The sequence below is a fragment of the Microbulbifer sp. CNSA002 genome, assembly GCF_047324085.1.
Taxonomy (GTDB): Bacteria; Pseudomonadota; Gammaproteobacteria; order Pseudomonadales; family Cellvibrionaceae; genus Microbulbifer.
Genome location: NZ_CP172449.1, coordinates 2,029,240 through 2,041,301, shown reverse-complemented (window position 1 = coordinate 2,041,301; position 12,062 = coordinate 2,029,240). Strand labels below are relative to the sequence as shown.

Genomic DNA, 12,062 nt, shown 5'->3' with positions numbered 1-12,062 from the left:
AATCAGATATTCTATCGATATAGAGACTCGATATAGTATTCACTACAATGCAATTAAAGTCTGGATAAGTATACTCATCACACTAGCAGATCATTCACTAAAAGTAGAAGTGATTAAAGGCAAAGTGGGGACTTCGCTTTCTGCCCAGAAAAACTGATTAATTGAATGAAAAGAATTAACAGGTTTCCAGACTATCAAGCCATAAAAGTGTTGGCTGACTTTTCTTCAACAAAACCAATAGATGGATCTTGGTTTTTTAGCGTGCTTAGTAACACGTCCCAATCGGAGTTTTTCTCATAGAACTGCTTACTTAAGTACGCAGAAATTACGGCCTGCACAACTGATACATGGGCAGGGTTGTTTTCTTCTTCACTTATAACGCCATACCCATTAATTCCACCCAGTAAATGCTTTGCCCCCACAAGGGTCAGCAAGTACTCTGCACCAGTTCCCAAAGTAAAAGCATCAGTAAACCAGTCTGGCCCACGGGTACTCAGTGGGGAATTATCCTGATCCGCTGCAACAACTAAGCATGGAGCAATCATTTCCGTAAAACTTGGATTCATAAATGGGAAGAACTTGGCCGCAAAAGGGGATAGGTTCTCTCCACCCGTTCCAGTTGCACAAAGTAAAACACCCGCTCTCACCCGCTTATCTGATAAATCGGGGCCAGGGATATTGTCTTCATTTAATACCCGAGCCCCTAGTAACATACCTACAGTTTGTGCTCCATAGGAATGCCCAATAGCAACTACCTTTTCTTTATCTAGACGGCCGCGCAACATGGAAACAGCTTTCTCGATACTGTCCAGCTCATCCAGAATTCTCTTCATGTCAGATACTCGATACTGCCAGATTTCAGGCACTCTAGGGTCATCATCTGGCACCTCAGAATCCAGGAAAACTGGTTGCAGAACTACAAAACCCAAAGAGGCGAGAAATTCAGTTATTGGAGCGTATCCATAAGGTGGTGATTTGTATCCATGGGCGAAGATAACGATTGGTAAGTTTTCACCATTCACCGGTGCGATTACACGAACCTTTAGCTCTTGCCCCCTGACCGAGTCAGACAGTAATACAGCATGATGTATAACAAAAGGGCCTTGCTTTTTTACTGATGTGTGATCTGATATTGTCATAAATGGTTTTCCTTCAACTTTAATTTTCCACTTGATCGATGGGGTTAATAGAACTCAGTAAAGTGGCCACTGGTATTTGCAATCAGTACCGAATTACCATGGCATAGAACCATTGAAGCTAGTAAAAGTACCAGAATCTCCTTCTCGACCCAGAAGTGCGACACGCACAATTTCCCTCGCACCCTCTGCTACAGTTTGCTCACCCTCGTATTATTTAAGCCAGTGCAAGTAAACCCAGGGCATACGGCATTTACCTTTATGTTTGATTTTTCAAGATCAATTGAGAAAGCCATAGTCACAGCATTTAGTGCAGTTTTTGACATGGAGTAGGCACCAAACATTTTTCGTGCCGGATTCTTAGGATTTGAATGGCTCATCAACGAGCCAGCACCGCTAGAAACATTAACCACTTTGGCAGAAGGAGAGAGTTTTAGAAGAGGTAGCATTGCCTGTGTAACCGCTACAACCCCGAAAACATTAGTTTCAAATATCTCACGTAATTCAGCCAAAGTTACAGCGCTAACCTGAGTCTTTTTGCCGATTTCCGCCAGAGTTACTCCAGCCTCCCCTGCATGGCTAATCGCCGCGTTATTAATCAATATATCGAGACGGCCAAAGTCTTTTCTAATAGTGTTGGCTGCAGCTCGGATACTGCTCTCATCAGTAACATCTAGCTGAATAGGCCAAACGCTTTCGCCTATGGAATCAGCGGCTTTTTGCCCCAGCTTCAAATCACGAGCCCCAACTAAGACAGAAACGCCTCTAGCACTCAGGTCCCTCGCAACTTGTAATCCTATTCCCCTATTAGCACCAGTTATCAATGCAATTGGTCTACCGTGCATCGTCAGTCTCCACATAGATACGGCTCATGGGCCATTGGCTCCAGCACATGGCTATGGCAAAATCGGAACAACGTTCCGATTAAATATACGGAACAATGTTCCGTTTAGCAAGAGGTAGATATGCCAAAACCTGATGACACTAATTCGAGCCAACGTAAGCGAGCGGACGGCAAGCGCAACCATGGCGCCCTGCTCCAGGCAGCCAAGGAAGTATTCGCCACCTCCGGCGTAGATGCCCCAGTGCGGGAGATTGCAGGTAAGGCCGGTGTCGGTGTAGGCACTCTTTATCGGCACTACCCGAAGCGGGCAGACCTGATCGCGGCAGTTTTCCGCAGGGAGATCGATAGCTGCTCTGAGGAAGTGATAGAACAAGCTAAACACCTCCCCCCCTTTGAAGCCCTGGCCAGCTGTATGCAAATATTTGCGACCTTTTTTGCCACTAAGCGAGGACTATCCGAAGTATTGCACTCAGGCGATCCAGCCTTTGAAACCCTTCCAAGCTATTTTGACCAGCACTTAAGGCCTGCCCTCGCTATGGTATTAGGTGCAGCAATAGAATCGGGAGATGTTCGTTCAGATATAACTGCAGATGAACTACTTGGAGGAATTGCGAGATTGGGGATGTCCTCATCTGAAGACTCATCTGGGCAAGTAGGACGTATGGTTGCACTTTTAGCCGATGGACTGCGATTTAAAGAGTGAAAAACTCTTTTATCAAAACGGCTTTAAAGGTTAATGGCAGTCAGAAAATGACTGAAGCAACCAAACCAAAATGGTGAGAGCATTTATTCGATGATGCAGATGAATAGTTTTTATTTAGGTGCTATTTAGATCTGGCAATTAAAGAAAGATACAAAAATATGCCTACAGTGAATATTTCACTTTCTGCCGCTCTCTCCATAGGGCTTGAAACCGCTAGGATTGTTAAATGAGATTGATTCTAATTCTAATAGTAGCAGTTGGCCTGGATAGTCTAGTCCATACATTCAGTCCTGAATTGGGAGGGAGTCTACCTTTACTTTTATTCTTAATACTTGGAGGACTTCCGTATGTGGTACTTCCGCCAAAATCCAGATATTTTAGGAGAGAGATAAGATCTTGGGCAAGAAGCAAAAATATAGAAATTGTAGAACCCAAAAACTACTATCTCCTAAAAGGAAAACTGTTCTGGAAGACATCGGATGTCCAAGACATTTTTATTCTAAAATAACATAATGCTGAATATTGGATTGCCTGTGGCTCATGGTTTCTCGGGGTATTCAATAACAACTTAAAGGTATACAAGCTAATTGATAATCGCTTAAAGCTGATAAGCTCCACCTGAGACCTAATATCTATAAAAATAAGTACAAGAATATATAAATCAGCTCCAGCGCCTGAATCTATTGATGCCTACAGCATTAACTTATTGACCGATTTATCTGATACAACAAGCAAATAGATTGAAAAAATAATTACAGTTCAATTTTTGCCCGCTATATTTGAAGGCCGAAGCTTCTCAATTATTGGTTTGTCATTGTCACTCCCCCTATTCTCGTCTAACCCCTATCAGCTCCCCCCAAATAAATTAACATTCACTTAAAGAATAGATAGAGACTAGACCATCGAAAGTGCAATAAATTTACTTTGCAATAGTCTATGCTGCTATGAGACAAACCTCCTCAAACAATGCGATTTTTCAGCCCCCAGAAAACCTTCCTGCTCCAATACAATTTAGGCAAGCTAATGAGGCTGGTATGTATTTTACGTTTCACTTAGCCCATGAAGCACTGAATTCAGACAAATAAATGTCAAGCTTTTATACCGCCCTTCACACTTTACTTTCTTTGACAATCATCACATTGTCACAAAATATCAAAAATGACCTCGTTTTTTGGCCCACGGCTCAGCCAATTGTTGATCAATAGAAACGTAAATTTTATTAAAACATGTTAATTCATGCCTGGCATGGAACCCCCGTACGCATGGAGGGTCTGTCTTATTAGAATTTTTTAAGGGGTGAATATTTATTAACTGCATTTTTTGATCTTGGTGACACAGAAAGAATGGCCGACATTCTCAAACACCAACTTATTTCACAGTATTCACCAGGAAATTAAACTTAATATTTAAATCGTTCTAAATAAATCGACGAGAATAATGTAAACCAGGAGTAACCTTATGCTTTTAAGAAAAAAAAGCGCGCTTGCGACAATGTTGCTGATACCTTTCAGCTTACAAGTACAAGCTCACGGCTGGTCTGAATTTCCAAAAGCCAGGCAAAAAATTTGCTATGATCAAGGCAATATCTGGTCTGGAACACCATCCAATCCAGGCTGCGCGCTGGCAAAAACCATTTCCGGATCTTATCCTTTTCAACAACACAACGAATTCTCCATTAACATCCCTGACTATAATAATTCTGCCGCTGTAAAAAGTGCCATTCCCGATGGAACTCTTTGCTATGCAAATGATCAGCAGAAAAAAGGGATGGGAGCAGCAACTGATGCCTGGACCCGTGTAGAAGTTAATGCTGGGACATTCGAATACGTATTTCAGGCAACAGCGCCACACAACCCATCTTTTTGGGAGTTTTACCTTACGAAAGCGGATGCAGACCTGTCACAACCACTGGCATGGGATGACCTTGAGCTTATCCAGGAGGAAGGGGACGTACCTGTCGTCAATGGTCAATATCGCATGAATGTCACCATTCCAGAAGACAGGGTGGGTAATGCAATTTTATTTGTACGTTGGCAGCGAGTAGACCCAGTTGGTGAAGGCTTCTACAACTGTAGTGATATCACTATTGTAAATACTGATGTTGAACCGCCTAGCGAACCTGATCCCGGCACCACACAGCCGCACCTGATTCAAGGCAACACCTTTATTCCAGAAGACATTAGTATAGATTCGGTTAATGTGGGGGACACCGTCAATTATACGGTATTCAATAAAAATGGTGAGGAACACTCATCATTTTCGCTGGCAATTACCGAAGATAATAATAATGACTGGGACAGGCTTTTAGCTTCTCAAGTCACTGGCTGGTACCAATCAAACCACAATGGAAATGTTTTTATTGGTCGCTGGCATGAAGAAATGAATCACTACATGTACTTCCAGGGTGATTTACATGGCAACTACTTCAACTCCAAAGACTCACGAGCCTCCGGTCAATTCACTATTACAAGCAATGGAAGTGAATTAATAGCTGCTATCACACCCAAGGTTTTAAAACCGCTTGATATAGCTAGAGTAGAACACGGGGATTTAGTGGTACTTTCATCGGGAGAAAGCGCCGGAAATATCAATAATACGGAATGGTCACAGGTAAGTGGAAGCCCTGTTGAAACCGCAACCGGGCCCAGTGGTGCACTGGTTATCGACACGTCAAGCTTAACAAATGAACAGCATGAATTAAGTTTCAAGTTAACCGTAAGCGGTGACTCTGCTGTTGATGACGAGATCTACTCATTTACTGTTGAACCATCAACTACCACAGATCCCACAGATCCCACAGATCCCACAGATCCCACAGATCCCACAGATCCCACAGATCCCACAGATCCCACAGATCCCACAGATCCCACAGATCCCACAGATCCCACAGATCCCAGTATTCAAGCTTGGGATAGCAACGAAATCTACACCGCAGGTGATATCGTTAGCCACAATGGTGAAACATGGACTGCCGGATGGTGGACAAGGGGCGAGGAGCCGGGTACAACCGGCCAATGGGGTGTTTGGCGTTAAGTTAAAGGTCACCAACCAAAACAAGTAGCTAGTAGAAAATTATCTGCTAGCGCTTATCTGAAAGGCCTCAATAATCCTGAGGCCTTTCATTATAAAAACTCACCCCAAAAGAGTTACCTTTCAACTGGATCAATATTTGAAGATTGTGGACTGGAGTAGTCGACATTTAGATCCCAGAAAGCGCGGCGCCTTTACTGAGAATACTCCCCTATTCTCCAGCCGCTGGAAATTCCATCAAAATACTGATCAATCTCAATCGAAATTTTGAAAGCCACTATAAAGATAATGTGAGCATTGAAGAGGCTGTACGACATGCTTGCAGCGAGCGCGATAAGCGCTGGGTACACAGCATATGGACTGTCGGCACAACCTTTCTTCAGCGCCCTGCTAACTCCACTCCGTCACCACCATCATTACTTCCAGCTTTCACCTAAAACCACAATTTCTAATCCAAATCTGAATTCTTGATACTTTCATTACACCTTAGAAAACTAACAGACTGGGAGAGCACCTGCTTCACCGCCAGCGCCTCTAGCACCACTCTTCAATCTGTTGGCATGCTGGTTTTCTGATGCACCGAATCAGGAAAGGATTGGTTATATCTAGCGGTAGTGATCGACTTATATAGTTGGCTAGTTATTGATTGGGTAACGTCGAAAACGGGTGGCTAACTTATGACGCTTTTCAAATGACTATATGGAGATGTAAGAAGCCTACGAATGTTCTCCTACATACTGACAGGAGAAGTCAGTATTGCTCTAGGAATTATCAATCTTTAATTACAGCGTATGATCTGCGGTACAGTATGAGCGCCAAGGGTAATTACTACAATAACGCCTTTGTAGGTACCTTTTTCCACTCACTTAAAGCAGAGCTAATCCATGGTATCCGCTGTTGATGGCTAGGATCAAAAATTGCCACTTTCAAATAGTAATACCTGCTATCTCTTGCACTTCTAGCTGCCTATCAAACCCTCTACAGCTCAACTAAATAAAGGTCGAAAGCACTCCTCATCGAAGACAGAATTACATGTATATTTTACAGCAACCCCTTTTAGAGCCAAATAAACCTTACTTTCTGCCAAATCACGATTCTACTTATTTCTAGGTAAGATGGAAAATGGTAATGACTACCCATTCCTATTGTTTCTTACATACAAATCAGAACTCTCGGTAGAATATTTTAAGTATGTCTGTTTATTTTCTAGAAAAATCTAAATCTTCTTATTCAGGCAATATTCACATAGAAAATTTAGAATCACTTTTCTAGCGAAAACATTAATTTAAATGCTAGAAGGTTAGCCTTTGCTGTTAATGGGGAAGTATGTATGAAAGTGAATTCTCAAAAATTAATTATATGCCTTGCAGTTACCGCTCTCCTCTCTGGATGCGGAGGTGGTTCTGGAAGTGACAAGTCAGCGAACAGTAATTCTGGAAGCGGACCGGTTAGTGGAGGTGGGAGTGGCTCCGGAAATGGGTCAGGAAATGGCTCCGGGAGTGGATCTGGAGATGGAGATGGAGATGGAGATGGAGATACCACTACACCTCCAACGGACGACCCCGATGCTGGCAGCTCGCGCTTCACAGTTAACTTTACACCTTTAAGCGGCAGTACTATTGGCAAAGATAAGGAAATCTATTTAGATTTTAGCGAAGCTATTCTAATCGACAACATTGTCATATCTGGGAGCATGGGAGAGGCCGGTGAACTTTCTCAACTCGATGAAGATACGCTTATATTGCATCCCAGGGGAGACTGGACCAACTCTTCGAACTACTCCCTAACAGTCAACGCCAGAGATGATTCCGGCTATGATATCGAAGCGCTAACCGCCACCTACTATATTGATACGCTCTCCCCTTCCATTACTAACTTCGAGCCAGATATCACTCGCCTGGAGAAAGATGACACGATCAATGTCCTCTTCTCTGAGACCATGGATATCGAGAGCCTTGCCCTATCTGGTACTCTCGTAGAAGATGGCTATACAATCAACTGGTCAAAAACAAATATACCCAATGATACCTTAACGATTAGTCCTGTAGATGGCTGGAAATCAGCTCAAGATCGTAGCATTCAGATTAATATTAACGATCTTGTAGGGATTCCAATGATCACCTATGAAAATAGCTTTACTGTTCCCTTTTACTTTCAGAATTTTGATCCCGCACAGGTCGTTATAGGGCAAGATAGCTTCTCCAGCACAGATTTGGGAATAAATGCTAAAAATTTTGCCTTTCAGCCATCCGGTGATGTCAGTATCGATAATGAGGGGAAACTATTTATATCAGATACTTCGTCCAATCGCGTCTTAGTTTTCAATTCAATTCCTATTACAAATGGCTCACCTGCAAATGCAGTAATAGGCAAGGATGGACTGGACACTCTGGCCTTATCAAACCCGGAACAGGAATTATTCGGCCCCTCAGACATTAGTTTTGATGGAGAGCACCTGCTAGTTTCTCAATACCGGGAAAGGCATATTTCTATTTACGATAGTGTGGTATCCGGAGCAGGAGCAGCGCCTACACTGACTTTAAATATTGGAGATTATGACATCTCCCCCTGTAAAAGCCTGGCACTTTGGATAAACTGGGGAGCCACCGTTGCTGATAGCAAAATAATGGTTACTGATGCAGCCAATTCCAGGGTGTTAATATGGAGCCAAATTCCTGAAAATAGTTATGCCTCCCCGGATCTCCTTGTTGGTCAGTCAGGGTTAGAAAACTGTGATCCAAACGATGTAGACCAAAGTGGCATGTCATATCAACTATCAGCGAGCACCCTATACACTCCAACAGATGTTTGGAGTGACGGAGAAAAGCTGGCCATTATTGACAGTGGAAATAACCGAATTCTTCTTTGGAATAATTTTCCTACCAACAGTTTTGCTCCTGCTGATGTTGTTCTCGGACAACCCTCATTCAGCGAAAGGAATATTGAACTAACCGATGTGGACGGTACTGAATGGCCTGTAAATAGTAAGACCCTAAATCGTCCAGAAACTGGCATCTGGTCAAATGGCATTCAACTCTTTGTTGCCGACGCGAAGAACAATAGAGTTTTAGTCTGGAATAATTGGCCAACTAGCAATTTCGCCCCAGCAGACACAGTGCTTGGACAAGCTGACTTTGTAAGCTTCAAGCCAAATGATGCCAACCAAAACGGTATTAGCTATCCTGATGAACCTGAATCACCTACTGCTTCGACTTTAAAGGAGCCAACAGGAATTTTTGGATATAAAGACCACTTATTTGTTACTGATTCTGGGAATCATCGAATCCTGATTTTTAAATCTAGATAAAAAGATCGCTTGACAAATGGCTGTATAACCCGCAGGGAATATGTGCGGCCATTTATCAATTTATAGCTTAAAAGCTAACTCTGCTTATATTAGTATCTTAAACATATATACGATCTAGAAAAAAAACAAAACACAAAAAACCAACCCAAACCCTTACCAACCCCCATTTTATACTAGCGAAACAATCGATTTTTATTTATTCAGCAGGCTCTATCCAACCATATTTTTGAGCCAGGCGTGCCGCTTCAACTCTATTACTTGCATTCAATTTCTGGCAGCTACTGTGGATATAATTTCGAATGGTACCCGGGGAGAGTGAAACTTCTCGTGCAATATCCTCAGTGGTTTTCCCGGCATAAGCGAGCTGAAGAATCTTCTGCTCTTTAGTGGAGAGCGGATTGTCCCCACATTTGAATGCTTGCTGCATTAATTCAGGAGCTACCACGGTTTTACCTGCTGAAACTTGACGGATACAGCTTGCGAGCTGGCTCGGCGGAGCATCTTTAAGAAGGTAGCCGTTAACCCCTGCATTGAGTGCGCGACGAATATAGCCACTCCTTGAGAAAGTTGTCAGCATCACAACCTTGGGAGGATTTATAAGGCGCTGTAATTACTCTGCGAGTTCAAGACCTGTCATCCCAGGCATTTCTATATCACTAACTACCAAATCCGGGCTGCAATTATCGCAAATCTCAAGGGCCTCTCGCCCATTACACGCAGTTGCGACGACCCGAATATCTTTCTCCAAGTCAAGTAGTGCTCTCAATGCACCGCGCACCATCGCTTGATCTTCAACTAAAAGCACTTTAATCATCATTTAATACAACTACTTATTTAAGGGAAATTGTGGCGTAAATATGACAACCACCTTGGAATTGTATTTTCAAACTGCCCCCAAGCTGGTTCCAGCGATCGCTCATACCACTGAGGCCATGGCCCATAGATACCTTTCCCACAGCCTTTCCATTGTCACAAATATGTAGAGAGAGTAGTTGCTTATCAAGCCACAGCGAAACTTTACACATGCTCGCTTGGCTGTGACGTAGAATATTTGTGGTGGCTTCGCGAATAGTCATTGCCAACGTATTGTCAACCTGAATGGGTATTTCTGTGGCCTCGATATGATGTATACAGGTTATATTCGCTGACTCCAGCGCAAATTTTGAACTCGCCAGCTCATTGACCAATGTACTGATTTTATAATTCGATACCGTTTCTCGAACCTCGATAATCGCTATTCTAGAGATTTTTTTAATATCAAGAATATGCTGCAGTGCCGTTGCTGGATCAACTTCGAGAAGCCGTTCGGCAAGCTCTGCCTTTAAAGTGATACTCGTGAGACTCTGACCGAGGGAATCGTGCAAGTCTTGTGCAATACGTTCACGCTCGGATGTCTTTGCCATAGAGGAAGTTTCCTTTTGGCTCTGTTTAATAACCAGATTAGATAAGTACTTTCTCAGTTGAAATAGAAAGTTCAGGCCGTTGATAGCTGTAAAAAATAGTCCCGTCAAAACAGCATATAGTGATTGTCCAGTTAAGTAGGCAGTACTCAAATAAGAAAAAGTAACAACAAACAGCAAAATAATGGATGCATAGAGTTGCCTGTACGCCGAGCAAGCTGCAGCCGCAAAGGCAAAGAAACCGATACCGGCAAGTGAATAAAAAGAAGTGATAACACCTAAAAGGTTTAGAGCCAAGACAATACCAGTAACTTTGGTTCCTTTGCACCAAAATACGAGGAAGAACAAAGGGAAGAGAAACAAGTGGCAAATCACTACCACCCCAAAAGCAACTTCACTAAAAGTATGGAAAATAAAGGGCAAGTATATAAGGAGCTGAAAATATGGTACTAAGTTCAGAGCACCTCTCAGATTCTTGGGGAAAGTATAGAACCTTTGCAAATAGTGATATGCCGCCATTAGTTACTAGCTTCCAAAAATTGTACTTCATGCTCCATCCATTCTTTCACATATACAGGTGCCATGGCATGGCCCATACCTTCTACCCACAACGTTTTAGCACCAGGAATGCGAGCTGCATACTTTTTAGCTTGAGCAATACTTAACAGGGGATCTCTATCACCATGAATAACCATAGTGGGGACTTCTAAGCTCTCCAATCGCTCTAATCGCGAGCCAGAAAGAGAGATTGCTGTAAATTGCTGAACTGGCAGATTATGATCAAATCCTTGCCTATGACGTAGTTCGTAGAGAGTGGTGTGTGCAATATGTTCAACATCAAAGCCTCCCTGCCCCTGAAGACTGTGATAAGTACTTACCATCAACTTAGCCATACCCTCATCGGAGCCACTGAGTCCATAGCGAAGAAATAGCCGAAGCATATTGTATCTGAAGGTTTTTCCCTGGGGTAACTCGGGGTCTTCGAAAAAACCTGAGGACATAATTGAAGTAAGGCTTTTCAAGCGATGGGGGTATTGCAGGGCCATTTCTTGCGCAATCATCCCTCCCATTGAGGCGCCCATAATATGAACTTGCTTAATCCCCAGGGAGTCCATAACCGCAAGGTTATCGCGCATCATGTCGGAAAGGTCGTAAGCAGTCTCCTTAGTCCAGTTGGTAACCCAACTCGAGGCACCGCAGCCACGATGATCGGTGAGTAGTACTTGATAGCCAGCAGCTAAGAGTGGCTCATAGACTTCAGATGGCCAATACAAAGAAGAAGAGCCCATACCGTTTATCAGTAACACTGTGCCACGAACAGGTATCCCCTCTGGGCTTTTAAGCTGATACCAGATTTTAAGGCTCCCCGAGCGAACATATCCGTTCTGACCGGAGATCAGTTCAGGTAGTGGTTTCTCAAGGCTCAGGTTAAGTCGTTTCTGGATATCCTTGGGAAGTGGAGGTGTTGTAAGGACCCAAATAGTACAGACTACCACCAGAAGGAATACTATCACGCCAACGATTAAAGAAACTGTCTTGAACAATGTAAGCCTCCATAAACACCGTGAGATCGGTGCAGAAATAATACTTATAGGTAATATCACGCAATAGTGAGATCTGGGTAAGTCATTTCTGTCATCAA

General features: G+C 43.1%; 10 protein-coding genes and 1 pseudogene. 5 read left to right on the top strand and 6 right to left on the bottom strand.

The genetic code is table 11. The features are described 5' to 3' along the window. Positions 1 to 194 precede the first annotated feature (194 nt). Complete coding sequence (locus ACG1BZ_RS09145; RefSeq protein ID WP_413665339.1) at positions 195 to 1,139, bottom strand: alpha/beta hydrolase family protein; 945 nt, start codon at positions 1,137 to 1,139, stop codon at positions 195 to 197. A gap of 188 nt (positions 1,140 to 1,327) precedes the next feature. Continuing rightward, positions 1,328 to 1,981 carry an SDR family NAD(P)-dependent oxidoreductase gene (locus ACG1BZ_RS09140; RefSeq protein WP_413665338.1) on the bottom strand — a complete coding sequence of 218 codons (654 nt, stop codon included), beginning with the start codon at positions 1,979 to 1,981 and terminating at the stop codon, positions 1,328 to 1,330. A 120-nt stretch (positions 1,982 to 2,101) separates the two neighbouring features. On the opposite strand from ACG1BZ_RS09140, the gene ACG1BZ_RS09135 reads away from it, so the two are divergent. The 5 genes and pseudogenes from ACG1BZ_RS09135 to ACG1BZ_RS09115 all read left to right on the top strand — a co-directional run bounded on the left by ACG1BZ_RS09135 (position 2,102) and on the right by ACG1BZ_RS09115 (position 9,020). After that, positions 2,102 to 2,683 carry a TetR/AcrR family transcriptional regulator gene (locus ACG1BZ_RS09135; protein ID WP_413665337.1) on the top strand — a complete coding sequence of 194 codons (582 nt, stop codon included), beginning with the start codon at positions 2,102 to 2,104 and terminating at the stop codon, positions 2,681 to 2,683. 1,458 nt (positions 2,684 to 4,141) lie between these two features. Then, positions 4,142 to 5,716, top strand: coding sequence for a lytic polysaccharide monooxygenase (locus ACG1BZ_RS09130; RefSeq protein WP_413665336.1), 1,575 nt, complete (start codon positions 4,142 to 4,144; stop codon positions 5,714 to 5,716). Between the two features lie 593 nt (positions 5,717 to 6,309). After that, positions 6,310 to 6,608 (top strand): annotated as a pseudogene (locus ACG1BZ_RS09125) (DDE-type integrase/transposase/recombinase); the annotation flags it as partial. A gap of 514 nt (positions 6,609 to 7,122) precedes the next feature. After that, on the top strand, positions 7,123 to 7,320 hold the full coding sequence (locus ACG1BZ_RS09120; RefSeq protein WP_413665335.1) for a hypothetical protein: 198 nt from the start codon (positions 7,123 to 7,125) through the stop codon (positions 7,318 to 7,320). 86 nt (positions 7,321 to 7,406) lie between these two features. Beyond that, positions 7,407 to 9,020, top strand: a complete 1,614-nt coding sequence (locus tag ACG1BZ_RS09115) for a hypothetical protein (protein WP_413665334.1) — start codon at positions 7,407 to 7,409, stop codon at positions 9,018 to 9,020. A 196-nt stretch (positions 9,021 to 9,216) separates the two neighbouring features. Here ACG1BZ_RS09115 and ACG1BZ_RS09110 read toward each other — a convergent pair whose 3' ends face one another. From ACG1BZ_RS09110 to ACG1BZ_RS09095, 4 genes are read right to left on the bottom strand one after another with little or no spacing between them, the layout of a single operon-like run. After that, positions 9,217 to 9,597 (bottom strand): LuxR C-terminal-related transcriptional regulator, encoded by a 381-nt coding sequence (locus ACG1BZ_RS09110; protein WP_413665333.1) that lies wholly within the window; start codon positions 9,595 to 9,597, stop codon positions 9,217 to 9,219. Between the two features lie 33 nt (positions 9,598 to 9,630). Beyond that, a complete protein-coding gene (locus ACG1BZ_RS09105) occupies positions 9,631 to 9,837 on the bottom strand; it encodes a response regulator transcription factor (RefSeq protein WP_413665332.1) in 207 nt (68 codons plus the stop codon). Positions 9,838 to 9,850: 13 nt separating this feature from the next. Continuing rightward, positions 9,851 to 10,939, bottom strand: a complete 1,089-nt coding sequence (locus ACG1BZ_RS09100; RefSeq protein ID WP_413665331.1) for a sensor histidine kinase — start codon at positions 10,937 to 10,939, stop codon at positions 9,851 to 9,853. Next, positions 10,939 to 11,964 carry an alpha/beta fold hydrolase gene (locus ACG1BZ_RS09095; protein ID WP_413665330.1) on the bottom strand — a complete coding sequence of 342 codons (1,026 nt, stop codon included), beginning with the start codon at positions 11,962 to 11,964 and terminating at the stop codon, positions 10,939 to 10,941. The genes ACG1BZ_RS09100 and ACG1BZ_RS09095 overlap by 1 nt, the downstream gene beginning before the upstream one ends. Between the last annotated feature and the right edge of the window lie 98 nt (positions 11,965 to 12,062).